Origin of the sequence: Chitinophaga niabensis, from assembly GCF_039545795.1 — a bacterium.
Classification (GTDB): domain Bacteria; phylum Bacteroidota; class Bacteroidia; order Chitinophagales; family Chitinophagaceae; genus Chitinophaga; species Chitinophaga niabensis_B.
The window spans coordinates 2,475,171-2,501,170 of the sequence record NZ_CP154260.1 but is presented as its reverse complement, the minus strand read 5'-3'; the positions used below and the strand labels follow the sequence as shown (position 1 = coordinate 2,501,170).

The 26,000-nt window shown below is 45.4% G+C and carries 27 protein-coding genes; 9 read left to right on the top strand and 18 right to left on the bottom strand.

The features are described from left to right. Positions 1-16: 16 nt before the first annotated feature. On the top strand, positions 17-1,426 hold the full coding sequence (locus tag AAHN97_RS09855; RefSeq protein ID WP_343307425.1) for a TlpA family protein disulfide reductase: 1,410 nt from the start codon (positions 17-19) through the stop codon (positions 1,424-1,426). Between the two features lie 55 nt (positions 1,427-1,481). Here the strand turns inward: AAHN97_RS09855 and AAHN97_RS09850 are convergent, their stop codons facing one another. Continuing rightward, positions 1,482-2,210: an SDR family oxidoreductase gene (locus AAHN97_RS09850; protein WP_343307424.1), complete on the bottom strand. Its 729-nt coding sequence runs from the start codon at positions 2,208-2,210 to the stop codon at positions 1,482-1,484. A gap of 54 nt (positions 2,211-2,264) precedes the next feature. After that, positions 2,265-2,849: a TetR/AcrR family transcriptional regulator gene (locus AAHN97_RS09845; RefSeq protein ID WP_343307423.1), complete on the bottom strand. Its 585-nt coding sequence runs from the start codon at positions 2,847-2,849 to the stop codon at positions 2,265-2,267. 72 nt (positions 2,850-2,921) lie between these two features. On the opposite strand from AAHN97_RS09845, the gene AAHN97_RS09840 reads away from it, so the two are divergent. From AAHN97_RS09840 to AAHN97_RS09830, 3 genes are all read left to right on the top strand, one after another. Beyond that, on the top strand, positions 2,922-3,689 hold the full coding sequence (locus AAHN97_RS09840) for a helix-turn-helix transcriptional regulator (RefSeq protein WP_343307422.1): 768 nt from the start codon (positions 2,922-2,924) through the stop codon (positions 3,687-3,689). Between the two features lie 70 nt (positions 3,690-3,759). Next, complete coding sequence (locus AAHN97_RS09835; RefSeq protein ID WP_343307421.1) at positions 3,760-4,242, top strand: ester cyclase; 483 nt, start codon at positions 3,760-3,762, stop codon at positions 4,240-4,242. 134 nt (positions 4,243-4,376) lie between these two features. Continuing rightward, positions 4,377-5,129: a methyltransferase domain-containing protein gene (locus AAHN97_RS09830; protein ID WP_343307420.1), complete on the top strand. Its 753-nt coding sequence runs from the start codon at positions 4,377-4,379 to the stop codon at positions 5,127-5,129. Here AAHN97_RS09830 and AAHN97_RS09825 read toward each other — a convergent pair. From AAHN97_RS09825 to AAHN97_RS09795, 7 genes are all read right to left on the bottom strand, one after another. Continuing rightward, positions 5,111-6,214 (bottom strand): adenylate/guanylate cyclase domain-containing protein, encoded by a 1,104-nt coding sequence (locus AAHN97_RS09825; RefSeq protein ID WP_343307419.1) that lies wholly within the window; start codon positions 6,212-6,214, stop codon positions 5,111-5,113. The genes AAHN97_RS09830 and AAHN97_RS09825 overlap by 19 nt on opposite strands. A 72-nt stretch (positions 6,215-6,286) precedes the next feature. Continuing rightward, on the bottom strand, positions 6,287-6,676 hold the full coding sequence (locus AAHN97_RS09820) for a response regulator (RefSeq protein ID WP_343307418.1): 390 nt from the start codon (positions 6,674-6,676) through the stop codon (positions 6,287-6,289). Continuing rightward, on the bottom strand, positions 6,639-7,970 hold the full coding sequence (locus tag AAHN97_RS09815; RefSeq protein ID WP_343307417.1) for a sensor histidine kinase: 1,332 nt from the start codon (positions 7,968-7,970) through the stop codon (positions 6,639-6,641). Before AAHN97_RS09815 ends, AAHN97_RS09820 begins: the two co-directional genes overlap by 38 nt. Then, positions 7,970-8,293 carry a circadian clock KaiB family protein gene (locus AAHN97_RS09810; protein ID WP_343307416.1) on the bottom strand — a complete coding sequence of 108 codons (324 nt, stop codon included), beginning with the start codon at positions 8,291-8,293 and terminating at the stop codon, positions 7,970-7,972. The genes AAHN97_RS09815 and AAHN97_RS09810 overlap by 1 nt, the downstream gene beginning before the upstream one ends. Position 8,294: 1 nt before the next feature. After that, positions 8,295-8,606 carry a circadian clock KaiB family protein gene (locus AAHN97_RS09805; protein WP_343307415.1) on the bottom strand — a complete coding sequence of 104 codons (312 nt, stop codon included), beginning with the start codon at positions 8,604-8,606 and terminating at the stop codon, positions 8,295-8,297. Then, positions 8,587-10,299 carry a circadian clock protein KaiC gene (kaiC, locus tag AAHN97_RS09800; RefSeq protein WP_343307414.1) on the bottom strand — a complete coding sequence of 571 codons (1,713 nt, stop codon included), beginning with the start codon at positions 10,297-10,299 and terminating at the stop codon, positions 8,587-8,589. The genes AAHN97_RS09805 and kaiC overlap by 20 nt, the downstream gene beginning before the upstream one ends. 110 nt (positions 10,300-10,409) lie before the next feature. Beyond that, positions 10,410-11,591 (bottom strand): exo-beta-N-acetylmuramidase NamZ family protein, encoded by a 1,182-nt coding sequence (locus AAHN97_RS09795; RefSeq protein WP_343307413.1) that lies wholly within the window; start codon positions 11,589-11,591, stop codon positions 10,410-10,412. Positions 11,592-11,669: 78 nt separating this feature from the next. On the opposite strand from AAHN97_RS09795, the gene AAHN97_RS09790 reads away from it, so the two are divergent. Next, positions 11,670-12,125 (top strand): hypothetical protein, encoded by a 456-nt coding sequence (locus AAHN97_RS09790; RefSeq protein WP_343307412.1) that lies wholly within the window; start codon positions 11,670-11,672, stop codon positions 12,123-12,125. 46 nt (positions 12,126-12,171) lie between these two features. Here AAHN97_RS09790 and leuB read toward each other — a convergent pair whose 3' ends face one another. The 6 genes from leuB to leuC all read right to left on the bottom strand — a co-directional run bounded on the left by leuB (position 12,172) and on the right by leuC (position 19,031). After that, positions 12,172-13,245, bottom strand: coding sequence for a 3-isopropylmalate dehydrogenase (gene leuB, locus AAHN97_RS09785; RefSeq protein ID WP_343307411.1), 1,074 nt, complete (start codon positions 13,243-13,245; stop codon positions 12,172-12,174). Positions 13,246-13,312: 67 nt separating this feature from the next. Beyond that, positions 13,313-13,822 carry a hypothetical protein gene (locus AAHN97_RS09780; RefSeq protein ID WP_343307410.1) on the bottom strand — a complete coding sequence of 170 codons (510 nt, stop codon included), beginning with the start codon at positions 13,820-13,822 and terminating at the stop codon, positions 13,313-13,315. Positions 13,823-13,946: 124 nt separating this feature from the next. Continuing rightward, a complete protein-coding gene (locus AAHN97_RS09775) occupies positions 13,947-15,326 on the bottom strand; it encodes a hypothetical protein (protein ID WP_343307409.1) in 1,380 nt (459 codons plus the stop codon). A 137-nt stretch (positions 15,327-15,463) separates the two neighbouring features. Next, positions 15,464-16,957 (bottom strand): alpha-isopropylmalate synthase regulatory domain-containing protein, encoded by a 1,494-nt coding sequence (locus tag AAHN97_RS09770; protein ID WP_343307408.1) that lies wholly within the window; start codon positions 16,955-16,957, stop codon positions 15,464-15,466. Between the two features lie 49 nt (positions 16,958-17,006). Then, on the bottom strand, positions 17,007-17,603 hold the full coding sequence (gene leuD / locus AAHN97_RS09765) for a 3-isopropylmalate dehydratase small subunit (protein ID WP_343307407.1): 597 nt from the start codon (positions 17,601-17,603) through the stop codon (positions 17,007-17,009). A gap of 27 nt (positions 17,604-17,630) precedes the next feature. Further along, positions 17,631-19,031, bottom strand: a complete 1,401-nt coding sequence (gene leuC / locus AAHN97_RS09760) for a 3-isopropylmalate dehydratase large subunit (protein ID WP_343307406.1) — start codon at positions 19,029-19,031, stop codon at positions 17,631-17,633. A gap of 309 nt (positions 19,032-19,340) precedes the next feature. Here leuC and AAHN97_RS09755 point away from each other — a divergent pair, with 309 nt between their 5' ends. The 4 genes from AAHN97_RS09755 to AAHN97_RS09740 all read left to right on the top strand — a co-directional run bounded on the left by AAHN97_RS09755 (position 19,341) and on the right by AAHN97_RS09740 (position 23,899). Beyond that, positions 19,341-20,789 carry a circularly permuted type 2 ATP-grasp protein gene (locus tag AAHN97_RS09755; protein WP_343307405.1) on the top strand — a complete coding sequence of 483 codons (1,449 nt, stop codon included), beginning with the start codon at positions 19,341-19,343 and terminating at the stop codon, positions 20,787-20,789. 17 nt (positions 20,790-20,806) lie between these two features. After that, positions 20,807-21,748 (top strand): alpha-E domain-containing protein, encoded by a 942-nt coding sequence (locus AAHN97_RS09750; protein WP_343307404.1) that lies wholly within the window; start codon positions 20,807-20,809, stop codon positions 21,746-21,748. 10 nt (positions 21,749-21,758) lie between these two features. Then, on the top strand, positions 21,759-22,700 hold the full coding sequence (locus AAHN97_RS09745) for a transglutaminase family protein (protein ID WP_343307403.1): 942 nt from the start codon (positions 21,759-21,761) through the stop codon (positions 22,698-22,700). Positions 22,701-22,768: 68 nt separating this feature from the next. Then, entirely contained in the window at positions 22,769-23,899 is a 1,131-nt protein-coding gene (locus tag AAHN97_RS09740) for a TlpA disulfide reductase family protein (RefSeq protein ID WP_343307402.1), read from the top strand. A 161-nt stretch (positions 23,900-24,060) separates the two neighbouring features. On the opposite strand, the gene AAHN97_RS09735 is transcribed toward AAHN97_RS09740, so the two are convergent. The 3 genes from AAHN97_RS09735 to AAHN97_RS09725 are packed head-to-tail and all read right to left on the bottom strand — an operon-like array spanning position 24,061 to position 25,999. Continuing rightward, positions 24,061-24,552, bottom strand: coding sequence for a class I SAM-dependent methyltransferase (locus tag AAHN97_RS09735; RefSeq protein WP_343307401.1), 492 nt, complete (start codon positions 24,550-24,552; stop codon positions 24,061-24,063). A gap of 15 nt (positions 24,553-24,567) precedes the next feature. Further along, on the bottom strand, positions 24,568-25,596 hold the full coding sequence (locus AAHN97_RS09730) for an ArsO family NAD(P)H-dependent flavin-containing monooxygenase (protein WP_343307400.1): 1,029 nt from the start codon (positions 25,594-25,596) through the stop codon (positions 24,568-24,570). After that, entirely contained in the window at positions 25,583-25,999 is a 417-nt protein-coding gene (locus tag AAHN97_RS09725) for an arsenate reductase ArsC (protein ID WP_343307399.1), read from the bottom strand. Before AAHN97_RS09725 ends, AAHN97_RS09730 begins: the two co-directional genes overlap by 14 nt. Position 26,000 lies beyond the last annotated feature (1 nt).

Genomic DNA, 26,000 nt, shown 5'->3' with positions numbered 1-26,000 from the left:
TTGTATTTTGATCAGCATGAGATATTTGCTGTGTTACCTGCTGTTATGCCCATTTACGCTACTGGCCCAGATCACCTTCAAAGTGGAAGGTGCAAACCGTGAACCCGTTCGTGTAATGCAACCCCTGAAGGGAAATTACCACATCGCCGCCTGGAAAAATGATACCCTCAACAACAATGGAGAACTGGTGCTTCCCAACCAGCCCGGCACCAACGAATTCATCTACAAACAGAAAACATACAGGTTATATGTGCGGCCCGGCAAAACCTATGTACTTACACTCAACAAGGATGAAATAAAGATCCAGGCTGAGGATGAAGAAGGACAACTGGCATTGAACCGCCTTTCCTTACCTTTTTACCAGGCGGTGGCTATGAAATACTATAAAGAAGACACGGTATTTGCCCATAACAAAATAAGGGTGCTGGCAGAAATGGAGCAACAGCTGCGACCCTTCCATACTTTAAACATAGATAAAGGATTTCATCAGTACGTTGAAAAGCTGGTAAAGGTCTATTACGCCAATATGCTGGCCTGCACGTTCATTCAGCCTATGATGAAACTGGATTTCAATAAAGACCAGGCGCAGATAAAAGAGATCGCCGGGTACTGGAAAGATGTATTCGCCATTGCTGATCCGCAGGATCCCGCCTGCATGGCCGTGAACACCTATTTCGATTATGCGAACTTCTACAATACCTGGTACCTTGCTTATTTCCTTCCGGGCTCAAAGGGAACGTATAAACGCCAGGTACTGGATGATGAATACTGGACCCGGAAATACGCTGTTATCCAATCTGATTACAAAGAACCATTGAAAGAATACCTGACGGCCCAATGGATCTATGCTATTACTATGGAAGGCGGCTTCCAGCCTTTTGCGCTGGACTGGTACAATGAATTCCAGACCCTCTATCCCCGCAGCATTTATACCGCTTATTTAACAAACGGGATCAATACCATCAGAGAGTACCAGAAAAAAACGAAGAACGATTTCTCCCTTACACAGCATTTCATAGAAGATACTGTTAATAGCTTTGATCAGCTGGCTGCAAAGTTTAAAGGGCAAACGGTATATGTAGATCTATGGGCTACCTGGTGCGGCCCCTGTAAAGAAGAGTTTGCCTATAACGAGGGGCTTAAACAGTTCCTGAAAAAGAACAATATGCAGGCCTTGTATATTTCCATCGATAAAGATGCCGTGGATCAGAAGTGGAAAGACATGATCAAGTATTATGACCTGCAGGGTTATCATATCCGCGCATCCGAAAAACTGTTGAATGACATCCGCAATATTTTCGGGGAGAACCGGGGCCTGGCCATTCCCCGTTATGCCATTATCAAAGACGGGAAAATGGTACTCAACAATGCCAAACGCCCCAGCGACCAGGATGCATTGTACAAACAGATTGCCCGCTTCCTGTAAAAAATAAAGCGCTATGAAAGTTTCCCTTCATAGCGCAACCCTTCCTCTCTGAAGATTACAATCCATTGATCTTAGCCACCGTAGTATCCGGCGCCTGGTGCCACATCTGGTACACATCTCTCGTTAAACCACTTCTAATCGCAAACTGATCATTCTCCACGCCTTCCAGGATGTCTGCTGCCAGGTCTTCCGGTTTCATTTTGTCTACTTCCACACCTTTCGTCATATCCGTGTCTATATATGGAGGGAATACTTCAAACACTTTCACCGCAGCGCCTTTCTGCTGTAATACCAAACGCAGGCCCTGCGAATAAGAATGCAGCGCTGCTTTGGATGCACTATAAGTTAAAGCCATGGTAAGCGGCAGGTAAGATAAAATGGACTGGATATTAATGATCGCAGCATCCCCGCTTTTCTTCAGCACCGGCAGGAACAGTTCTGTTAACTGCAACACCGCAAAGTAATTGAGGTTCATTTCATCTTTTGCCGTAGCCAGGAAGTTAGCTCCACCGTCTACTGAAGCACCATGTAATACACCGGCATTGTTCACCAGTATATCAATCTGACCGGCTTTTTGTACCAGGTTCTCTACATCCTGCTCATTCGTAATATCGCTCACGATATAAGAAGCATTGCTGATGGAAGCCACTGCCTGTTTTAAGCTGGCTTCATTCCTGCCGGTGAGGATCACTTTGGCGCCTTTGGCAGAAAATAATTTAGCGATATGTAAACCGATACCCCGGCCACCGCCTGTAATAAGTGCTGTTTTACCCTGAATGTTCATTTTTTTAGTATTTATGTATATTAGACCGATCGGTCTTTTAATAGGCAAAAAAAATCAAACACTGAATGCTGCTATTTCTGATTTTAGCATACTGATGATCAATTTCATTTGCTGATTGTTTCCAAATATCCTGCTGGTAAGGATCCCGCCCTCTACCAGGGCAAAGATCTTAATACTCAATTCTTTTGCGTTCACTGTATCTTTAAATTCACCCGCCTGAATGCCATCTTTAATTAACTGGCTAAGCCTGTTCTGTGTGAACCTTACTGCATCTGCCACCATACTTTGAATAGCGGGGTCAGTATCATCGCTCTCTGCGCCAAAATTCTGCATAGGGCAACCACCCACATCATTCACTGCCAGTTCCTTGTAATGGTCTAATAAGGCCAGCAGTTTCTCTTTATAAGATGTTTTCCCCTGCAACACCCTGGTTATACCTTCATTTAAATTCTTCATCAGGTAAGTAAACACCTCCCGGCAGATCTCATCCTTGTTCTCAAAATTCCCGTAGATCCCACCCTTTGCCAGTTTGGTAGCAGCCATAATATCAGAGATAGACGTTCCCGCCATACCCTTCTGATTTATGATAGAAGCAGCCTTTTCTATAATGAACTGCCTTGTTTTTTCTGCTGTTGCCATAACGGGAACAAAGATAAGACCGATCGGTCTTATCACCAAATATTTCTTCAATAACCTTACCTTTATTCTTAAGTGAATGTAGAAAAATACATACCATCGGCCACTTTAAGCCCTTTCATCAAGCATTACCTCATCGTTGAAATGCAGGATGAACAGGTAAACCACATCATGCCGGATACTTCCCTGGTAATGGTTTTCCGCTTTAAAGGGCAGGTGAGCTTCCTGGAGAACAACGCCAAAAACCACCTTCCGGCCTCCATGATCTCCGGTCTGAGAAAATCCGGCAAACTCGTAAACTATGCCCGGCACTCCGCCAACCTGATGGTGGTATTCAACGAAGCGGGTGCCAATGCCTTCATCAAAGCACCCCTCTATGAGTTATACGACAGCAGTATTTCGCTGGACAATATCTATAAGGACGTATCCGCCATCGAAGACCAGTTGGCTGAAGCACAAAGTAATACAGCAAGAATAGCGCTCATAGAACAATACCTTCAATCCAAACTCTACCCCGGCGAACCGGATAAACTGGTATTGGCTGCACTGGAAAAGATCCACGCTGCCAAAGGCGTTATTAAAATAAAGGAACTCGCCCAGTCCCTTTATATCAGCCAGGATGCCTTCGAAAAACGCTTCAGGCGCGTTGTAGGAGTGTCCCCCAAACAGTTCTCCAACATCATCCGTATGAAATCCATTGTGAGCAATGGCTTCACCAAAGAAACACTTACGGAGGTAGCATTCAATGCCGGTTATTTTGATCAGCCCCACTTTAACAAAGACTTCAAACTCTTCACTGGTAAAACACCCACCGATTTTATCAAGACCCCTCCCCTCTGGTAAACCAGATCAATGATTTTTTACAAGGCCGGGATTTCACTTGTTGATAGTTTTGTTGCATCAAACCATCACAATGAAACCAATTTATATGTTATTGCTGGTGCTGCACACCGCAGGCCTCACGCATGCACAGACTATTAAAAATGAAACCATGGAAAAGAACAAAGAAGTAGTACGGAAATTGTATGAAGAAACATTGAACAAACGTAACCTGCATTTATTACAGGACCTGGTATCTCCTGAATACACCGCCATTCAGGGTGTAAAAGGCCCCGCCGGATTTGAAACAACGATCAATGGCATCCTTAAAGGATTTGCAGATGCACATTGGGATGTACAGGAATACATCGCGGAGGGTGATAAAGTAATGGTAAGATGGAAATTCCAGGGCACACATACCGGTCAGTTCGCCACATACGCACCCACTGGTAAAGCAGTTAACAATGATGGGCTGGGGATTTATCAGTTGAAAGATGGTAAAGTGATCGCCACACAGATATACACAGACCGGCTGAGCTTTCTGCAGCAACTGGGTATATTGCCTAAGGAGATTTAAAAGAGGCAGTGTGTGTACACTGCCTCTTTACTGCTTACTACTGCATAGTTAAAACCATTGTATCTGGTTTATTAACATAGGCTTGACATAGGCTCAAGATAGGGCATTCCATCTGGAATCCTTATCTTTACCCTATGACTAAAGACTCCACCCAACGATTCTCCAACAAGGTGCAGGACTATATCAAATACAGACCTGACTACCCGCCGGAAGTGCTTACCTATCTCTGTAAAAAAACAGGCTTATCCGAAACATCCACAGTAGCGGATATTGGCGCAGGCACAGGGATCTTCACAAGACACCTGCTCAACCTGGGATGCAAGGTTTATGCCATAGAACCCAACACGGAAATGCGGGAAGCAGCAGATACCATGCTAAAGAAGGCATACCCCAACTACATTTCCATCAATGCGCCTGCAAACAATACTACCTTAAAAGATCATAGCATAGATCTCATCGTCTGCGCACAGGCCTTCCACTGGTTCAACACACAGGAGGCCCGGGCAGAATTCCAGAGAATACTTAAACCGAAAGCACAGGCTACCCTGATCTGGAACAACCGCCAGGTGAACACAGATAATTTCTCAAAGGACTACGATCAGTTATTACGCGAAAAAACAGCAGACTACAATGAAGTGAACCACCAGAAATTATCCCCGGATGATTTTAAAGCATTCTTTAAAGAAGGGAAATATGAAAAGATGATCTTCCCGAGCTACCAGGAATTTGACGAAGCCGGTTTCCTGGGAAGAGCTAACTCCTCTTCCTATGTACCCTCGGCAGACGCAGTTTTCCAGCAGTTACTGAAGGATATTTTCCAACGCCACCAGGTAAATGGCATGGTGAAGTTCCATTACGATACGGAAGTTTATACGGGAGAAGTCTGATTATCCAATCCTTCTATACTGGCAATACCCACTTTCGAAGCCTTCCCTTTTAAACGGATCATACCCAATGGCGTGGTACGGAGCCGGGCATGTTGTTCTCCCATCGCCTCCAGCATATAGGTGGAAATAAGCAGCAGCTTATTATAATCGTTGCAAACGCTTTGTATCCTCGATGCTGTATTCAGCGTATCTCCATGATAAGCAATATCCCGCTTCACCTCTCCTATTTCCACCGCCATTACTTTCCCCATATGCAGGGCTGCTTTAAAACGGGGCTGCACACCGTAATGGGACAAATAATAATCCATACGCTCAAAGAAACGGTATTCACAACCAAAGAAAAACCGTACACAGGAAAGGTCTTTAAGCCCTTCATCGATCCGCCAGGTTACTACAATTTCATCTCCTACATATTGATACACTTCTGCATTAAAAGGTAACAGCACCTGGTTAATGTCCATAAAACTATCGCGGATGAATGCGCTGTATTTCAGATGGCCCAATTGCTCTGCAATGGCTGTGGAAGATTGCAGGTCCATGAACATAAAAATGCGTTCTTCTTCTCTGGGGTTCCTGTATTTACCCAGTAACAAAGGCACCAGCACGCCCGGGCCGTATTTTTTATTCACCTGGTTAATGAAGTTGATGATCATGGTCATGGCCAGGTAATAGATAAGCATAATGTAAAACAGGTATGACCATGCCTTATGGCTGATGCTTAAACGCCAGAACGCCCCCCTGATCAGTATCAGGATCACGAAGATCAGGCTAACGGAAACGGCTGTTTTAAAGAGGATGACCTTACCCATGGAAAGCCGTTTATAAAAACGGCGCTTGTCCAGGTACCAGTCTGTTAACCCCAATGCAATACCATATAAAAAGCCCAGCATGACAGCCACGCGTGCTATCTGTCCATAACTTACCAGGGTTTTAATGTGGGTGGTTTCTTCAATGGATAAAGCCTGCAAATGCATGATGCTTCCCAGGAAAATATTGGCAATGATCCAGAAATTGATCTGTGTACCCAGGTAACTGAGCAATGGAAAACGAGACGTGAACCTCCTGGCTAAACTTGTATAGTCCATCGGATAGAATAAAAGATTTATGTAGCCGGCGATTGTTCACTCTTCAGCCGCCGTTGTGTCACTCGCTTCAGCTTACAGATGGCTGATCAGCTCATCTATCATGCGCTGATAACCTTTGTAACTGCTGGGTTTGCTCACTACCAGGGTTGCGCCAAGCATATTGCTTTCTTTGATAAGGTTATCGTCTGTGGAGGTGGAATACACCATCACCGCAATATCTGAATAGCGGCTGGTGATCTTTAGTTGCTGTAAGGTTTGCAGGCCATTGAGTTTGGGCATGTTCTGGTCCAGTATAATGGCGTCTGGCAGTTCCGTTGTGTTATGCAGGTATTCCAGCAATTCTTCTCCATTGCTGGCAATGGGTAGTAAATGTATATCCTCTCTCTCATGCAGGAAGTCGTGGAAGAAGTCCTGATCATCTTTATCATCCTCGGCCAATAAGATCTTCTTGCGTAGATACATGTTGTGTATTTTTCTCCTGGAAGACGGGTAATAACAGTAAAAATTCGGCCCCTTCTCCAGGTATCCCCCAGGCCTGTACCAAGCCATCATGTTTTTCTATGATCTTTTTGGTGATGGACAGGCCTATCCCACTACCTTCATAACTATCTTTTGAATGTAGCCGTTCAAACAGTGCAAAGATATGGTTCTGATACTTCTGGTCAAATCCTATTCCATTATCTTTTATCCGGATCAAACAATAAGGCCCTTCAGACTGCTGCGGAGCTGCAAATGATTTTTCCTCCAGGTAAGCACCACTAATCTCAATAACAGGTGCCTCCTCTGCCTTTGAAAATTTCAGGGCGTTGGACACCATGTTCTGGAACACCTGCCTGATCTGCCCCCTGTTGGCTTCAATCTGCGGCAGGTCCCCTACCCGGATATCTGCATTTTTCTCCTGGATGATCAGTTCAAAATCTTCCAGCAGGTCCTTTACGATCTCATTCAGATCAACGGGTTCAAATATATTATTGGCCGCAGATAACCTGGAATAGCTGAGTATATCCAGGATCAGGGTTTTCATCCGCTTAGCAGAACTCATTATTTTGTCCAGGAATCTTTTGGATTCAGCGGAAAGCGTTTTCCTGTTATGATCTTTCAGGAGGTTGGAAAATATCTGGATCTTACGAAGCGGTTCCTGCAGATCATGCGAAGCCACGGAAGCAAATTGCTGCAGGTCATGATTGCTCAATCCCAGCTCATGGTTCATCCTGGCCAGCTGTGCATTTTTTCTTTCCAGTTCCTGCTGGGTTTTCTTTTGTGCCGTGAGGTCTGTAACAATTATACTCAGCGCCATGTTCTCATTAAACTCCAGGGCTGTAAGTGAAAGCAGCACCGGTATCTCCAGGTCGCAGGTACGTAGTAATACTTCTTCCTTACAGTCTTTGGACCAGCTGTTTTCAAACAGGCGCCGGAGGTTGCGCTTGCTTTCTTCCGGCACAAAATCCTGGAAAGGCATACCTATCACTTTGGAAATGGGCATGTTCAGCAAAGAGGCAAACTGTGAATTACAGTAGAGGATAATTCCTTCGTAGTTAAGCGACACAGCGCCTTCCGTCATCTTTTCAATGAATACACGATAACTGTAATCCGCTGTTTTCAGCGTATACAGTTCATGACCATTTTTGCCATTCACTACAATGGCATCTATCTGCCCTGTGCGGATAGCTTCTATCGTTTCCTGCGCTTCCCATAGCTGATGCCGTAGTTCTTCCAGCTCAGCCTGCAGCGCTGTTATGTTTTGCTGTTCTTCCATCAGTGAGCTTTTAAACCAAGGCCTTTTAATACTTTGTCAGTATCAGATAAGTCTCCGATCATCCGCCTTTCCGGAAATGGATATTTTTTTATCAGCAAGGGAAGTGCCACAATCTGTTCCTGCTGTGCTATAGCAGTCTCCTGGTACACGTCTATCACTTCCAGGGAATACTTCCCCTTCAAATACTCTTCACAAAGCTCTTTCAGGTTTGAAATAGCCCGTACAGAATTAGGTGAGGCACCTGTTACAAATAGGCGAAGAACAAACTCAGCTTCCGGGGCCGATGGATTGATGTTCAACTGCTGTTCTTCTTTTTTTCGCATCTTATTTTTTTATGGGTCTGATGTTGAGTCCAACCAATACTTTTTCTTCGTTGGACAAGTCGCCTATAATCTTGCGGATGGGTACCGGAACTTTGCGTACCAATGTGGGGATCGCAAAGATCTGATCACCCGCAGCAAGTTGCGGCTGCACCAGGAGATCGATTATTTCAAGGGTGTATTTATCTTGCAAATGTTGTTCACAATATCTTTTCAGATTGGCGAGTGCCGTCATAGATTTCGGCGTATTGCCGGCAATGTATAAACGCAATTCCCATTTCTCTGCTTTTGCCTGTTTAATCTTTTCTTTTGCCATTGCTACGCTTTTTAGATAACTGATTACGGTTCTTTTCCATGATCTCCTTGCGAAGATCCTCTTCCACATACGACTGGTACAGTTCTTCCTGAATAGTAGCAAATTCTTCCTGCAGTGAGGCTACTTTGGCTTCCAGCACTTTGCGCTTACGGTCTATCTGTTTGTCTTTCCTGCCTAAGGTATAACTGCGCATTTCAGCACCGGTGACTTCTACCAATTGCTGTGCCTCCCGGGCAGAGCCTGTAAGGATTTCGCCATGCGGGCCATTATATACATCCATCAGGTCAAGCCCTTCGTCACTGATCATAAATTCACGTACCTTATTGGAATGCTTCATACCGCGGGATTTCATGATATGTAATCCCCGGTTACGTTCTGCATTGGTTTCAATATACCTGATCATGATCCAGGCATCCACCAGTGAGGATACTCCCTCATCCGTCTGCTCACTTACAGCGGTGTTCAAATTAAGTGCCGTAAACATTACCGTGATCTGGTTAACCTGCAGGTAATCGATCAGCCGGATCAGGATGGATTTCACTTCCGGCATCAGACCTGCAGTGATCAGGTTAGTGATGGGATCCAGCACAACAATGCGGGGTTTTAACTCTTCTATCTTTTTATGGATCGTCACCAGGTGCATTTCCAGTCCGTACAAAGTTGGCCGGGAAGCATGAAAATGCAGCAGTCCTGCATCCACATGTTTTTGCAGGTTAAGGCCTATGGATCCCATATTTCGGATGATCTGTGCGGGCGATTCTTCGAAGGCAAAATAAAGACAGCGCTCTTTCCTTTTACACGCAGCATCTACAAAATTAGCAGCAATACTTGTTTTACCTGTTCCTGCTGTTCCGGATATCAGTATAGAACTGCCACGGAAAAACCCTTTGCCATCCATCATCTGATCCATTCCCGTAATGCCGGAAGATACTCTTTGGGAGGAAACCTTGTTATCCAGTTTCAAAGAGGTGATGGGTAATACGGAAATGCCATCTTCCTCTATCAGGAAAGGATATTCATTGGTACCATGTTCTGAGCCACGGTATTTTACGACTCTTAAACGGCGGGTAGAGATCTGCTCAATCACCCTGTGATCCAGCAGGATCACGCAGTCAGATACATATTCTTCCAGCCCGTGGCGGGTTAAAGTACCATCTCCTTTCTCCGCGGTGATCACAGCTGTTACATCTTTATCCTTCAACCAGGCAAAGAGCCTGCGGAGTTCTGCCCGCAGGATACCTTCATTCGTTAAACCACCAAAAAGGTTCTCAATGGTATCCAGCACTACCCGTTTTGCACCAATACTGTCAATGGCATGGTTCAAACGGATGAACAGGCCGCTCAGGTCATATTCCCCTGTTTCTTCTATTTCACTGCGGTCAATATGTACAAAGTCCATTCTAAGCAGGCCGTCCTTTTGCATCTTCTTCAGGTCGTATCCCAATGATGATACGTTCTGCTGCAGATCTTCCGCCTTTTCTTCAAAGGTTACGATCACACCTGGCTCACCATAATCTGTAGCACCCCGCACAATAAATTCTATAGCAAATAATGTTTTTCCTGCTCCTGCACCGCCACAAATAAGGGTTGGGCGCCCTTTGGGCAAACCGCCCATTGTTATTTCGTCCAGCCCGGTTATACCTGTGGGCGTTTTCGGTAATATAGATCTGGTGTTCTTTTTCCTTACTGCCATGAAAATGTTTTTGTCCTACTACTGCTGTTTTACAATTCCTATGCCTTATTATAAAAAAGAAAACCTGCGGCAAGCGCAGGTTTTTCCAATATCTTATAAACAGCTGTTTATCAGGGGTATAAAAGATACTTTTTACGCATCTTCTTATAATTGCTCAATCCCGGTTCCCAACTTTGGCGAATTTCTTCCTCACTTTTCCCCGCTATGATCTGTTCTTTAAATTGAGCAACCCCTGCCAGAAAATCGATATTACCCATTTGTTTGCTCTGTGATCTGTCAAAAAACTTCGCCTTATCAGGATAAGCTTTGTACATTTCTATCATCCAGGCAATATGCACCTTACCCGCTTTACGGATCGCTGCAGTATTATAATTCCTCAGGTCCAGCCCGTAACAGGCCTTATCCTGGTGTAATGGTGTTTCAGATTTACCGGGGATGCTCACAGGGGTAAAAGTAAAGGGATAGATCCCTTTTAATAAAGGTGCACCCAAAACCGTAAAAGGCATATGTGTACCACGTCCCTGGCTGATGATGGTACCTTCAAATAAACACAGGGAGGGATAAAGTAATACCGACTGCTGTGTATTCAGGTTAGGCGAAGGACCTACAGGCAAAGTGTAATCCATGTTGTGCGTCCAGTTCTTTACCTTGATGATCTTAATCTTACATTTTACTTTACCGGCCATCCATCCTTCTCCGTTCACCATCTGCGCAAATTCCCCAACCGTCATGCCATGCGTGATAGGAATGGGAAACTGCCCGATGCCGGATTTATACTTCATATCCAATATAGGCCCATCCACATAGGCATTGGGGTTAGGCCTGTCCAGGATGATCAGTTCCTTGCCGTTTTCAGCACAGGCTTCCATGATGTCCCTCAGGGTATTGATATTTGTGTAGAAACGGCAGCCTACGTCCTGGATATCAAAGATCATGATGTCCAGCGCATCCAGTTCCTTTTTAGTTGGTTTCTTGCGGGCGCCGTATAAAGAGATAATGGGAATGCCCGTTTTGGCATCTATTTCATCCGCCACCTTTGCGCCGTTACTGGCATTTGCACGAAAACCATGTTCCGGGCCAAAGATCATTTTAATGTTCACGCCTAAAGCGAGCAGGCTGTCCACGATGGACTTACCGCCGATCAGGGATGTCTGGTTCACTAACATGCCCACCTTTTTCCCTTTCAGGGAAGGCAGGTAAGCGGATAACTGGTCAGCCCCCGTAAGGATGGGGTCTTTTGCTAAACTGACAAAAGGAAGGGCTATGAGCAATAGCGCAAAACGTAGACGCATGGGAATCTGGTTGATGATCTGATAAAGATATAAATTATTGAAACATTTCGTAACTTAATGTAACAAATCTCCCTGCTTATGGCCGCCGCATTTGAGCATGATATAGAACCCAACCTGGAGCATGATATAGAACCAAACAGAACCGACCTTCTTCCATGGTGGATCAGGTACTGCAACTGGCTCTTTATGCTTGGTATCATTACTGTTCCCATTGCATTTATTATGACGCTGACGGGTAGCGACAATGTGTACTTTGATGCATATGGCATCACTGCAAGAGATGTTTTCTCTCCTGCCGGCATCATCTTAGCCAGCGTTATCCTCTTCAATGCATTTACAGCCTACGCGCTGCTGACTGAAAATGACTGGGCTATTGATATCGCCATCGTAGATGCGCTGATTGGCATTACACTCTGTTCCTATGCCATGTCTGCCGCGCCGGGGATCTTCAGGTATGAATTGATACCTTTGGCACTCTTCCTTGGAAAGTTACTGGGGATCAGAACTCCCTGGGCGCAGCTAAAGAATAAATAAAAAACCCGGACAACATCGTTATCCGGGCTTTCTCTTTACAAAACGATTAGAGGAACTTCAGTACTTCGGCTCCCATTGCTTCCGTACCTAATATTTTATCCGCAGGTGTAGTGCTGTCTGCAATATCCCTGGTGCGGAAACCTTCTTTTAATACTTTATCTACCGCACTGATCACCAGCTCGGATTCTGCTTTCATGCCAAAGGAAATATCCAGCAATAAGGCGGCAGACAGGATAGACGCCAACGGATTGGCCACACCCTTACCGGTAATATCATGTGCAGAACCGTGAATAGGTTCATAAACGCCGGTACCGTCTCCAATAGACGCGGAAGCCAGCATACCCATGGAACCTGCTATCTGTGAAGCTTCATCTGTGAGGATATCGCCAAACAGGTTAGCCGTTACCACCACGTCAAAACGTTTAGGATCTTTGATCAGCAACATGGCGGTAGCATCCACAAACTGATGCTCTACTTCCACATCAGGATATTCCAAAGCGATCTTTTGTACCACTTCTCTCCAGAGACGGGATGTTTCAATCACATTTGCTTTATCTACAGAGCAGAGTTTCTTGCGGCGGGTACGTGCAGCATCAAAAGCTTTACGGGCAATACGCTCTACTTCAAAGCGACTGTATTCTGCAATATCATAGGCAGTATCGCCATTATTCTTCCGGCCTTTTTCACCAAAGTAAATATCGCCGGTGAGTTCACGAAAGAACAGGATATCTGCACCTTTTAATATTTCCGGTTTAATGCTGGAAGCCCCTAACAGCTCATCAAATAATTTAATGGGGCGGAGATTCGCATACAAACCCAGTTCTTTCCGCATTTTCAGCAGGCCTTGTTCCGGTCTTACTTTAGCAGAAGGATCATTATCATATTTAGGATGCCCTACCGCGCCGAATAATACAGCATCAGACTTACGCATCTTTTCCAGGGATTCATCCGGTAAAGGATTACCTGTGGCTTCAATAGCCACGTGGCCTATCAGTGCTTCATCATAAGTAAAAGTATGGCCAAACTTAGCCGCTACTTTATCTAAAACCTTTTTACCGACTGCGGTAACTTCCTGCCCGATGCCATCGCCCGGAACAATTAAAATATGTTTAGTTGCCATGCTATTGTTTTGAACAAAAATTCCGGCCCAAGATACGCAGTAGATCTGTATTTTAATAGGAATAAAATCAGAACTGCCAGGTCCGTTTTACAATGGCATAGTCACGCAGCAGGGAGAGTTCGCGCGTGCGGGTATAAACCATCATGGGATAGGTGGTATCATCTCCGGCTGTGGCACTGGAATACCCGATCTGCATCTCCCGGTCTGCCGTATTCCAGAAAATATGCTGCCGTACGGGCATACCTTCTACCTGTATATCAGATAAAGAGCTGGGCTGGCCGTAATTTTTAGTAAGCACAGCAGGTACATCCTGCTCCTGTTTGCTGAAGAAATGAACGATGATGATATTAATCCTGTCGTTTTTATCCACGCCAATGAAGATATGCTCAATCGCCAGCAGGAGTTCAATGCTGTCTGTGGCTTTGAGGATATCCCCGGTGAAATAGTAGAAAGAGGAAGCAGCAGGGCTTACAACGTAATCCCCGGCCTGCTTAAAATCCCGGAACGGGATCACATCTTTCTGGTCTGTTATCTTTTTGCCTAGGTGGATCTCTCCAATGCCGTGATCATGGAGCATAGTTGTCTTTTGGCCGGTAAGTGTTACCGGGATGATTATACAAATTAAAGAATATAGGATAGACCGGCAAATTCGCATCATAACAGTAAAAGCAGACACCCGGAGGTGCCTGCTCGTTTAATGATCAGCAATCTCTTCCTTTATATTGAAGTGGCCTGTACTTTGTGGCATCTTTTAATCCGAAACTGGCCGAATCATAGCCAACCCGGCTGGGCTTAACATTTTGCCCATCGTAATAATCAACTTGCAGGAAACGGTCCAGGTTCACTTTCAATGCTTCTTTAAACAATCGTTTATAGTGACCGTTGTCGATCTGGCCGGGCAGCGTTCGGGGATTGAGAATCAGGCTTGCGTTCAATACCGCAAGCACTTCTGCTTCAGCCAATGTAGCCGCTTGCGTGATCATGGCCTGGGCCGTACTATGATGAATGATGTTGCCATTGTAAGCAATGTAAGGTAAGCCTACTTCCATGGTACCTATTTCTATATAGTAATCCAGCCCATTGCCTGAGCGGTTGAACAATCCAAAGCGATAACCGGTCACTACAGCGGATTGCCAGCTGTCCTGCCTTACCATGTTAAAGGAAGAAGCACATGGAGGTGCCAGCTTATCTTCTTCAGCTACAGGAACAGGGGCGCCGGGCGGAGGATCTTCAACATGGCAGGGATCAGGGTCCGGGGCAGGATTGCTACCACCGCCACTACTTCCTCCGCCTCCGCCGCCTCCGATATCACCACCATCTCCTCCTCCGCCGCCACTTCCACTTCCGTAATCCGGCAGCCAGAAAGTTTCTGTGAAGCATTCCTGGTGATAATAGATCTCGCCAACGCAATTACCATTGCCATCACCGGCACATGTTGTCCAGGAATAACAGGTTGTAACTTCCAGCATCCTGTACTGCAAATGCATTTCTTTGCCAGGATTAGCTGCCCTGGCTGCTGCCAGCATTTCAGCTTCCCTTATGCTGTTTACACAATCTTCAGGAGGAACGGGATCAAATCCTTCGCCGGGATCATCAGGTGGAAGCCTGAAGTTTAGCGCCATCATCAGGTTACGCACTTTTCTACCGTTCACTGCGCCATTTTTATTGCTGGAGCCGTAACGGATGAAATTGTGGTTTTCATACACTTTGAACCGCATTTGCGCATCCAGTTCAAACACGATGGCACCGGTAAGACTTTTACCTTCCGGTTTCAGGGGAATGGCGTACAGTGTGGTTTCACCACGTTTGTCGATAATACCTTTATCCCATACCGGTTTGCCATATTTCTTCACAATGCCTGCTAAGAAAGGGGTACGGGTTTCCTCTGCTTTAATATGCTTCAGCAGCAATGGTAATCTTTCGTCTGCACCATCGGGAAGGGACAGGTATGCAGCAACTGAAGTGTCAACAGGCGTCTTTGTATCCTCTTTGTTTTTCTGACAGCCTATTGTAAGCAGGATAATGAGGGAGCTAACCGAAAACAGCGTTCGGAGCCATGGGTTAAGAAGGGCTTTCTTCATTTGAAAGGGTTTAGGGTAATTAGAATAAATAGATGTTGGAGCTTTAGTACTCTTGCCTCGCTAATTGTAGTATTAAATTAAATAAAAAACCTGAACAGAAAATATCTGTTCAGGTTTTTTACAGGAGAGTTTATTCCTTAAATTAAGTTCAGCATTTTTTGCGTGGCCTTGATGGCAGACACCGTCTGATCACTATCCAGTCCGCGTGTTTTAAACTCTTTGATATTATGCCGCCAGGTAATGATAGTTTCGCAGAGTGCATCACTTTTACCACCGGGAGGAATACGTACAGTATAGTCCGTAAGCAAAGGCAGGTCCTTCTTCAGCTTCTTATATACTTTCTTTAGTGCATTCATGAACGCATCATACTGCCCGTCTCCCTGGGAATGTTCTTCAAAGATCTCATCTGATATAGCGATCCGCAGGGTTACAGAAGGTTTGAGGGTTTTAGAATGCGTGAGCACATAATCCAGCACCGTTACCTTTTCTTCAATAGTATTACTGTCCAGCACATCGGAAATAATGTAAGGCAGGTCTGCCTGTGTTACCACTTCCTTTTTATCGCCCAGTTCAATGATCCGTTGTGTTACCTTTTTCAGATCAGGATCAGAGAGTTGCAGGCCCAGTTGCTGCAGGTTATTCTCAATGTTCGCTTTTCCGCTGGTTTTGCCCAAAGCGTATTTACGTGTGCGGCCAAAACGTTCAGGGATCAGGTCACTGAAATATAGTTTGTTCTTTTTATCACCGTCTGCATGAATACCCGCCGTTTGCGTGAACACGTTCTCTCCCACTACCGGTTTATTAACAGGAATCCTGAACCCGGAAAATGTTTCCACCAGTTTGCTTACTTTATACAGCGAACCTTCTGCCACACCCGTTTTCAGTTCCGGCATAAAATCATTTAATACGGCAATGGCACTGGCCAAAGGAGCGTTACCGGCTCTTTCTCCCATACCATTGATGGTCAGGTGAATACCATGTGCCCCTGCTTTTACGCCTTCCAGTACATTTGCAGTACCCAGGTCATAATCATTATGCGCATGAAAATCAAAGTGGGTGTTCGGGTAACGTTGTATGATTTCAGATACAAATGTTGTTACCTCTGCTGGCGTGAGGATCCCTAAAGTATCCGGCAGCATCACTCTTTTTACGGGCTGGGTTGTCAGAAAATCCAGGTATTGGAAAACGTATTCTTTCGAATGACGCATACCATTACTCCAGTCTTCCAGGTATACATTACATTCCAGTCCTTTCTTTTTTGCCAGTTTGATCACGGCGCCTACCTCTGCAAAATGCTCTTCCGGTTTTTTCTTCAGCTGGTGCGTAAGATGGTTCAGCGAACCTTTGGTAAGCAGGTTCATCACTTTCGCACCGGCCTTCAGCATCCATTGTACAGATACTTCACCATCCACAAATGTCAGCACTTCCACCCTGTCCAGCAAACCATTTGCCTTAGCCCATTTGGTAATAGACTTCACGGCAGCAAATTCACCTTCGGATACGCGGGCAGATGCAATTTCAATACGGTCCACTTTCACCTCGGTCAATAAAAGCTGGGCGATCGTTAATTTTTCCGAAGGGGAAAAAGAAACGCCACTCGTTTGCTCACCATCGCGGAGCGTGGTATCCATTATTTCTATGTAGCGTTGGGCAGAAGGCATAATAATCTTTCGTGGAATGTTAGTATATACTCTTGGAGGCGAAAGTCTCTATTTCGCTCTTCATGGCTTGCAGATAATCAATATCATCATAGCCATTGGTCATGTTCAGTTTCTTATAAGAATTGATGTCGAAAGACTCGCTTTCTCCTGTAGCCAGGATGGTGATCTTTTGTGAAGGGAGGTTCACTTCTAGCTGTGCATTGGGATCTGCTTCAATAGCAGTAAAGATCTTATCTAAGAATTCAGGGCTCACCTGTACCGGCAGGATGCCGATGTTCAGGGAGTTATTCTTGAAGATATCCGCAAAGAAGCTGGATACCACGCAACGGAAACCATAATCATAAATGGCCCATGCTGCGTGCTCACGACTGCTGCCGCTGCCGAAGTTCCTGCCTGCTACCAGTATTTTACCGGAGTAGATGGAATTATTCAGCACGAAGTCCTGTTTAGGAGTACCATCTCCATTATAACGCCAGTCGCGGAAAAGGTTATCACCAAAACCGGTACGTTCTGTAGCTTTTAAGAAACGGGCGGGGATGATCTGGTCAGTGTCCACATTTTCAATAGGCATGGGAACTGCTGAGCTGGTCAGTATTGTGAATTTATCGTAAGCCATTTTTTAATTTTTAATTGATGTGAATGATCAGTCTGCCATTAATACCCTTGGGTCTGTAACAACACCTGTTACCGCTGCTGCTGCTGCCACTAAAGGGCTGGCCAGCATGGTACGGGAACCAGGGCCCTGGCGGCCTTCGAAGTTCCTGTTGCTGGTACTTACGGCATATTTGCCGGCAGGTACTTTATCATCATTCATGGCCAGGCAGGCAGAGCAGCCTGGTTGGCGCAACTGGAATCCTGCTTCTGTTAAGATGTCCAGGATACCTTCTTCTTTGATCTGTGCTTCCACAATATGCGAACCGGGAACGATCCATGCCGTTACATGTTCTGCTTTTTTGCGGCCTTTTACAATAGAAGCAAATGCGCGGAAGTCTTCAATACGGCCGTTGGTGCAACTGCCAATGAACACATAGTCTACCTTTTTGCCCAGCATGGCATCTTCCTCATGGAAGCCCATGTAATCCAGTGATTTCTCGTAGCTGGCAACGCTGCCGCCTGCTGCTTTCGCGAGGGGGATGTGCTGGCTGATACCCATGCCCATACCGGGATTGGTACCATAGGTGATCATCGGTTCAATGTCTGCTGCGTTGTACACATGTTCCATGTCGAACTTGGCATCAGCATCAGTTTTCAGCGTTTTCCAGTAAGCCAGGGCTTTATCCCATGCTTCTCCTTTCGGTGCTTTTTCTCTTCCTTTGATATATGCAAAAGTGGTTTCGTCCGGCGCAATAATACCGCCGCGCGCACCCATTTCAATACTCATGTTACAAACCGTCATACGGCCTTCCATGCTCATGTTCTCAAATACCTCACCGGCATATTCTACAAAATAACCGGTAGCACCTGCTGCTGTGAGCTTTGAAATAATATAGAGCGTTACGTCTTTAGGTGTTACTCCTTTACCCAGTTTGCCATTCACCTGCACACGCATCTTTTTGGGTTTGGGCTGCATGATACATTGTGAGCTCAGTACCATTTCCACTTCAGAAGTACCGATACCAAAAGCGATTGCACCAAAAGCGCCATGCGTGGAAGTATGAGAATCACCACAAACGATGGTCATGCCCGGGAGGGTGATACCGTTTTCAGGACCTACCACGTGTACAATACCATTTTTAGGATTACCAAGGCCCCAGTGGGAAATGCCGTATTTGGCAGAATTGGTTTCCAAAGCCTTCAGCTGGTTAGCGGAAAGCGGATCTTTTACCGGTAAATGCTGGTTAATGGTAGGTGTGTTGTGGTCTGCCGTAGCAAAAGTCTTCTCCGGGAACATCACCTGGAGCTTCCTGCTTTCCAGTCCCAGGAAAGCCACCGGGCTGGTCACCTCGTGAATAAAGTGCCGGTCGATAAAGAACACGTCAGGTCCGTCTTCAATCTTCCTGACAACATGTGAATCCCATACTTTGTCAAATAATGTAGCAGGCATTTGGCTCATTTTTCATTTTTTAAACGTAACTGCAAAATTGTTAAATTTTATCCACATTTTTAGCATTAATTCCGGATATTTTCTAATCCCACAGTGAAAAAGGGGCTATTTTTACCCGAACAGCAATACATTCAATTAATATTTATGTGACACTAAATTAACGAAACATGCGTTTTGAACGCTTTATTATTCGTATATTATCACTGGATAGTAATTATTTTGCAAGTTCGACAAAAATAATCCCGTTCCATTATCGCATATGTAATTTACTAATGTAACTATTTTATCACCGACCTAAACTGATGGGATATGCGTTCACCGACCTTGCTTCATAAATACAGCAGCACAGCCGGCATCTGGGACGAAATGAGAGACACCGACCAGGTGCGCGAGCATTACAGTAAAGTTTTCCATGCTTTACAGCAGTTGGATACCAGCATCCTTCAGCAAAAGGACAAATTTGCCGGCGAACTCTTCCTCAGCCAGGGCATCACCTTTACCGTTTACAGCGACAATACCGGTATTGAACGGATCTTTCCCTTCGACATTATTCCCCGTATCATCACCGGAAAGGAATGGGACCATGTGGAAAAAGGGATCGCTCAACGGCTGAAAGCCCTCAACCTCTTTTTAAATGACATCTATGGGGAACAGGCCATCCTGAAGGACAAGGTAGTACCGCCGGAACTGATTGCCTCCTGCCCTCATTACAACAGGGATGTGTACGGCATAAAAGTTCCACACGATATCTATTTGCATATTTCAGGTACAGACCTCATCCGGGGAGAAGATGGTAATTTCTATGTACTGGAAGACAATCTCCGCACCCCTTCGGGCGTCAGTTATATGCTGGAGAACCGGGAAGTGACCAAACGTATTTTCCCTGACATGCTGGTGGCCAATCATGTAAGAAGGGTTAGCAATTACCCGCTTATCCTGCATGATATCCTCAAGCAAATGGCCCCCACTCAAATTTCCAATCCAACGGTAGCACTGCTCACACCCGGCATTTACAATTCTGCCTATTACGAACATGCTTTCCTGGCCAGGCAAATGGGTATTTCCTTAGTAGAGGGAAGAGACCTGGTGGTGGATAACCATAAAGTATATATGAAAACAACCAACGGCCTCAAACCTGTGCATGTGATCTACCGCCGGGTAGATGATGAATTCCTCGATCCCCTTACCTTCCGCCCGGATAGTGCATTGGGTGTTGCAGGGCTCATGAGTGCTTACCGCAAAGGGAATGTGGCCATTGTGAATGCTTTGGGCAATGGTGTGGCAGATGATAAAGCAGTGTATGCTTACGTGCCCGCCATGATCAGATATTACCTCAACGAAGAACCCATCCTTTCCAATATCCCTACCTACGAACTGGTGAACAAAGATGCACGTGAGCATGTGTTCAGTAATATTCAGAACATGGTGATAAAACGTACCAACCAATCCGGTGGTTACGGCATGGTTATGGGGAATAGTGTAACGGAAGAAGAATGGAACAAAGCCCGGAAGGAGATAGAAAAAGATCCCCGCAGCTTCATAGCCCAACCCATCATCAAACTATCTACCGTACCCTGTTTTATTGACGGCGCTTTTCAGCCAAGGCATGTAGACCTTCGCCCCTATGCACTTTACGGCCCCAAAGGTGTACAGATAGTACCCGGCGGCCTTACAAGAGTAGCCCTGCGGGAAGGCTCCCTGGTGGTGAATTCTTCACAGGGCGGCGGTAGTAAGGACACCTGGGTGGTAGATTTTTAATTACGAAAAAACACAGCATGCTGAGTAGAATTGCAGATTCATTATACTGGCTGAATAGATATATGGAACGGGCAGACGGATTGCTCAGAGTAGCATCCACCCATTACATCCTTTCCTTTGATAAAGACGTAAATGGTAACCTTACCTGGCGGCCTGTGCTGGAAATGTTCAGCACTACTCCCGATGAAGAGATCACCGCTATAGAAAACGATACGGGCGCTTCCTTAAAAAAGCTGATCACGGATACCACTAATGACAATTCCCTGAAAATGATCATGAGCCGCGCCCGCGAAAATGCAAGAGGTGTGCAGGACCATATCACAAAAGAAGTATGGGAAGAAGTGAATTCCGTCTATCACCTCATGAATTATTCCACCCTGGAAGGAAGGCTGGCCAATTACGAGGCGATTGAAGTACTGGGCGCTTTCACCCGCCACAGTGTGATGTATGCTGGCATCACAGATATCACCATGGCACGCGGCACGGGCTGGCATTTTATGAACCTGGGGAAATATATTGAACGCTGCCTGGAAGCCCTGGTGCTGATCAGTAAACAATATGCACTGATCAATTACAAACTGGATGAAATGAGGGACATTATGCAATGGCGATACCTCCTCATGTCCCTCTCCGGTTATGAACTGCACCTGAAAACATACGGTTCCTCCAATTACAACTACAACGTGATCCACCAGATCCTCTTCAACGAAGAATTCCCGCACTCGGTTATTTACTCACTGGCAAGGATAGAAAGGCACCTGGCGGAAGTGATCAAAGAAAACAACTCTGTTGAAAATGCGAACCTGATGCGGCACCTGGGAAGGATCCACAGCAAAGTACGATACACCGATATGGAATCCCTGAACGATCATACCCTCCCGCAATTCCTGGAAGAGGTACGGATGGAACTGGTGACCTTTGCCAGAAAACTGGCGCAGAACTTTTTCTCTTATTCTTAAGTTTTTTCACATGCCTACATTCAAAATTCATCATACCACCAAATACGAGTACGACAGGCCCGTTTCTGAAAGCATGAACGAAGTGAAGATCTTTCCCTATCAATGCCGGGAACAGGAAACACTGCAGCATGATGTTTTCATCACCGGGCAACCGGAAATAGCTACCTATACTGATTACTGGGGTAATAAATCTGGTAGTTTCAACCTGCTGCATCCGCATAAATTCCTTTCCGTGGAAAGCCGGCTCATCATTCGTACCACCAGTTCTTCCCAGCTGGAATTCAATTTTCATTCCGGCCTGGATCAGTTACAGAAAGAGATGGCAGGTAACCTGCAACTGATAGAACTTGCGGCAGCAGATCCCATTGCCGCACAGCAGGAGATCAGCAGGATTGCAGAGATCATTGTTACGGAAAGCACGAGTGTAGCCGCTATTGTAGAGAAGTGCAGTGAGTATATCTTCAAACATTTCAAATACATCAAAGGCATTACCAATATTGAAACTACGGTAGACGAAATATTAGAACACCGCGCAGGTGTTTGCCAGGATTTTGCGCACCTGATGTTACAGATCCTGCGCAGCCTGCATATCCCCTGCAGGTATGTGAGCGGATATATTTGTCCGAATAAGAACGGTATGCGGGGCCAGGGCGCCACACATGCCTGGGCCGAAGTATGGATTCCGGAATTTGGATGGGCAGGTATTGATCCTACCAATAACGTATGGGTAACCAATAAACATGTGAAACTTTCCGTGGGCAGGAACTTTTGTGATTGCAGCCCGGTGAAGGGAACATTTAAAGGACCTGCTGTACAGGCTTTGTCTGTAGTAGTGGCGGTTAGTTATGAGAACGGGGAGGTATTTGAAGAAGTGAACAAAGTACATTTACCGGGACAGCCTTTTGAGCCGCTTGACAGTTCTGGTAATGGAGTGTTTGCGGGGCAACAGTAAACGGCCCCGATAAATAAATTTGTCTATATTACGAATCATTCGTAGATTTACGAATATCCCGTAATCATATGAGAAGTATCATTTTTATGATCCTTATCTGTGCCGTATGCGGCTTTAGAACATCGTCCGATCTGAAGGCGGATGATGTTCTAAAGCGCATGGCAGATAAGCTAAATACCATTAAGACCCTGCGTTACCAGTACAACCGGGAGATCTCCTATCCTTCCGAAAATTATAAAGCCAGCACATCTGCCAGTATCTTTATTGATTTTTCCAGTAAGGATACCCTGCTGGGTTTCAGGTACCAGATAAACGATGCAGGTTACACCAATGTATTTAATGGCACGGAACAATTTGATCTGAACGAAAGAGACAAGACCATCCGTTTGCGACAGCAACCTTCGGCCAACAGTTTCCGTTCTATTTCCTATTTCTATAATTCCATCCCTACCCTGAAACGGATCATACCGGCGGTACTTTCAGATGAAACCATCACCAAAGAACTTACGGAGGATGATGAATATTATACAGTACTGTTATCCATGAATAAACGGGCATTCAATTACCTGGAAGGTTTTTCTGCCATTACCGCTGAGCGTGTGATCAACTACAGGATATTTATCGATAAAACAACCCTTCTCCCCCGCCGGATCATACAAACCAATAACGTGAACGATGATCTCGTTCAAACGGATTTCTCCAATATTGAAATAGCTGCGCCTTACCCGCCGGAAACATCCTGGTACTATTCCACTTATACAAAGGAGTACAAACCAAAAGAAGAAAAAGTACTCCACCCTATTGCCGTGAACACCATGGCGCCGGACTTTACGCTGCCTGGCTTGCAGGATAGTGTTTCTCTTTTTAAACTAAGAGGACAAGTAGTGATACTGGAATTCTGGATCAGGAACTGCGGGTACTGCATTTCTGCTGTGCCTGCCCTGAATAACTATCCGAATGTTTTTGCCATTAACGTACATGATACGCCTGCGGATATTGCGCTATTTGCGAAGAATAACAAAGCCACTTACAAGATGCTGTACAATGGAAAAAAGGTAGCGGAGCAATATGGCATTGATGCTTACCCTATGGTGGTGATTGTTGATAAGGCAGGGAAAGTAGCATATGTGGGAAGTGTTAATAAAACTGCGATCGATGATATTTTAAAACGGGAAGAAGCAGTTGCTCACTCCCGTTAAACAGCTCTTACAATGCTGGCTAGCGCTTTATAAAGGTGGCCTGCGAGCAGCAGAACGAAGATGAGTATGTTTTTCATACCTTAAAATTAAGGGCAGCAGGAAGAGGGATTGTATAACCTGGGTTATAATCTTTGCTTGGTGTGTAAGTTCATAAGCCAAATTTATGTAGCAACAATACAGAAAGCTGATGCCGGAGTCATCTTCTTAAAAAGGGTATCAACAATGGTATATCCATGGCTGCGTAACATTTCTTCTATGGGTTTTGCTGCTGCTATCGTAATATCATAAGGCGCCTGGTAAAACACATATAACTTCCCGTTGCGTTTGAGGCATTTCCTGATCAGGGCTAATTCTGCGGAAGGGTCTTTCCAGAAGAAATTCACATTAAAAGCCAGTACTTTATCGTAGGTCTTATCAGGAAGTTCCACACTGGCAAAATCACTGGTAATAAAACGCGCGTTAGCAATATTTTTCCTGGTTGCTATCTTTATCATGGCAGCGGAGCTATCTACCGCAGTGATTGTACCTTTTGTCAGCCTGCCTCCTATCTGCTCCACTAAAATACCCGCACCACAGCCGATCTCTAATAAATGACCGGATGGCTTTATATCGAGCACATCAACTGCCCAGGTGAATCTTTCATTTATTTTCATGATATAACACCAGGCTTAAAGATAACCAATTATCTCTTCCACCGTCCGTTTCGCCGTTCTGCCCACACCAATAATGGTAGCAGAAGCAAAACCCGTCCAGGAGCCATAACCTACCAGCCAAAGGCCATCTGCTTCAAGTGCGCGGGTACCTTTGGTGGTAATTTTATGCCCGTTAAAAATTGGTGCGAGATGTGAAAGCGATGGTTTGAAGCCGGTGCAAAAGATCACAACATCCACCTGTTCTTTTCGCCCGTCATTCCAGGCAATGCCATCCGGGGTGAAAGTATCGAACGGAGGCAGCCATGCCTGGTATACCTTACGATCCCTGGCTTCCTTTACAGCAGGTACCATCACAATATGCCCGAGTGACGGAGGTTGCAGCTCTTCTCCCCTTTGTTTCGCTTCATATAACTGTGTAGCGGCATCAAAGAGGTATTTACCATCTATATGGTCCGGCAGGAATTCCGGGCTGTTACGCGTGATCCATAATGTATCTGTTACTTTAGACAGTTCGGCAAGGATCTGCGCCCCGGAATTTCCTTCGCCTACCACTGCTACCCTTTTGCCTCTAAAAGGCGCACGGTATTCCGCAGAGTGAAGTATCCTTCCTTTAAACGATCCTTTATTGGGGATGTCCGGTATTACAGGTGAATGATAGCTCCCTGTAGCACTCACCACTGCTTTCGCATAGTAAGTGTCTCTGTTTGTATGCACCACAAACAAGCCATTCTCTTTGTTTACACGCTTTACTTCTACGGGCCTGATCACGGGTAATTGATATCTTTCCTCGTATGCAGTCAGATAATCCACCGCCTCCTGTTTACCCGGGTAATGCTCTTTTCCGCCGGGCATGATCACACCTGGCAATGAACACCATAATGCAGGAGAAAAAAGGGTCAGGGAATCCCAGGCATGCTGCCATGCACCGCCCGGGGCTTCCTCCCTGTCAAGTATTACATACCTGAGTGTTGTACGCCGTAAATAATAGCCTGTTGCTAAAGCACTTTGCCCGCCTCCTATCACAATTACATCATATGGTTCCATGTGTTTTCAGGTTCTCTTCCACGAATTTCTCACAATATTCTTTAATTAGTTCTCTTACCCTTCTGAATTCTTCCATGTCTGTGGACTTTGCCGGATCAGGAAAATTGTGGTGGAACTTTATCGCTTTGGAAGGAAAAACAGGGCATCGTTCTTTCGCGTTATCACATACGGTGATCACATAGTCAAAATCAATTCCAATGTATTCACTAATGTTGTTAGAGGTATGCCCGGAAATGTCTATTCCATCTTCCGCCATAGTAGCAATAGCTTTCGGATTCACACCATGTGTTTCCACACCGGCGCTGTAAATTTCAGCGAGGCTGCCCGCAAAATGCCGGAGATAACCTTCTGCTATCTGGCTCCGGCAACTGTTACCGGTGCAAAGCACTAATACTTTCTGCATA

Bases quoted from the DNA above. Each gene is read 5' to 3' on its own strand.
- AAHN97_RS09775 (WP_343307409.1), bottom strand. From the start codon at position 15,326: ATGAAGAAAGCCCTTCTTAACCCATGGCTCCGAACGCTGTTTTCGGTT.
- AAHN97_RS09835 (WP_343307421.1), top strand. From the start codon at position 3,760: ATGAAACCAATTTATATGTTATTGCTGGTGCTGCACACCGCAGGCCTC.
- AAHN97_RS09725 (WP_343307399.1), bottom strand. From the start codon at position 25,999: ATGCAGAAAGTATTAGTGCTTTGCACCGGTAACAGTTGCCGGAGCCAG.
- AAHN97_RS09855 (WP_343307425.1), top strand. From the start codon at position 17: ATGAGATATTTGCTGTGTTACCTGCTGTTATGCCCATTTACGCTACTG.
- kaiC (WP_343307414.1), bottom strand. From the start codon at position 10,299: ATGGCAGTAAGGAAAAAGAACACCAGATCTATATTACCGAAAACGCCC.
- AAHN97_RS09755 (WP_343307405.1), top strand. From the start codon at position 19,341: ATGCGTTCACCGACCTTGCTTCATAAATACAGCAGCACAGCCGGCATC.
- AAHN97_RS09825 (WP_343307419.1), bottom strand. From the start codon at position 6,214: ATGGACTATACAAGTTTAGCCAGGAGGTTCACGTCTCGTTTTCCATTG.
- AAHN97_RS09810 (WP_343307416.1), bottom strand. From the start codon at position 8,293: ATGCGAAAAAAAGAAGAACAGCAGTTGAACATCAATCCATCGGCCCCG.
- leuD (WP_343307407.1), bottom strand. From the start codon at position 17,603: ATGGCTTACGATAAATTCACAATACTGACCAGCTCAGCAGTTCCCATG.
- AAHN97_RS09780 (WP_343307410.1), bottom strand. From the start codon at position 13,822: ATGCTCCATGATCACGGCATTGGAGAGATCCACCTAGGCAAAAAGATA.
- AAHN97_RS09745 (WP_343307403.1), top strand. From the start codon at position 21,759: ATGCCTACATTCAAAATTCATCATACCACCAAATACGAGTACGACAGG.
- AAHN97_RS09770 (WP_343307408.1), bottom strand. From the start codon at position 16,957: ATGGATACCACGCTCCGCGATGGTGAGCAAACGAGTGGCGTTTCTTTT.
- leuC (WP_343307406.1), bottom strand. From the start codon at position 19,031: ATGCCTGCTACATTATTTGACAAAGTATGGGATTCACATGTTGTCAGG.
- AAHN97_RS09730 (WP_343307400.1), bottom strand. From the start codon at position 25,596: ATGGAACCATATGATGTAATTGTGATAGGAGGCGGGCAAAGTGCTTTA.
- AAHN97_RS09740 (WP_343307402.1), top strand. From the start codon at position 22,769: ATGAGAAGTATCATTTTTATGATCCTTATCTGTGCCGTATGCGGCTTT.
- AAHN97_RS09850 (WP_343307424.1), bottom strand. From the start codon at position 2,210: ATGAACATTCAGGGTAAAACAGCACTTATTACAGGCGGTGGCCGGGGT.
- AAHN97_RS09830 (WP_343307420.1), top strand. From the start codon at position 4,377: ATGACTAAAGACTCCACCCAACGATTCTCCAACAAGGTGCAGGACTAT.
- AAHN97_RS09750 (WP_343307404.1), top strand. From the start codon at position 20,807: ATGCTGAGTAGAATTGCAGATTCATTATACTGGCTGAATAGATATATG.
- AAHN97_RS09735 (WP_343307401.1), bottom strand. From the start codon at position 24,552: ATGAAAATAAATGAAAGATTCACCTGGGCAGTTGATGTGCTCGATATA.
- AAHN97_RS09805 (WP_343307415.1), bottom strand. From the start codon at position 8,606: ATGGCAAAAGAAAAGATTAAACAGGCAAAAGCAGAGAAATGGGAATTG.
- leuB (WP_343307411.1), bottom strand. From the start codon at position 13,245: ATGGCAACTAAACATATTTTAATTGTTCCGGGCGATGGCATCGGGCAG.
- AAHN97_RS09820 (WP_343307418.1), bottom strand. From the start codon at position 6,676: ATGTATCTACGCAAGAAGATCTTATTGGCCGAGGATGATAAAGATGAT.
- AAHN97_RS09845 (WP_343307423.1), bottom strand. From the start codon at position 2,849: ATGGCAACAGCAGAAAAAACAAGGCAGTTCATTATAGAAAAGGCTGCT.
- AAHN97_RS09815 (WP_343307417.1), bottom strand. From the start codon at position 7,970: ATGGAAGAACAGCAAAACATAACAGCGCTGCAGGCTGAGCTGGAAGAA.
- AAHN97_RS09790 (WP_343307412.1), top strand. From the start codon at position 11,670: ATGGCCGCCGCATTTGAGCATGATATAGAACCCAACCTGGAGCATGAT.
- AAHN97_RS09795 (WP_343307413.1), bottom strand. From the start codon at position 11,591: ATGCGTCTACGTTTTGCGCTATTGCTCATAGCCCTTCCTTTTGTCAGT.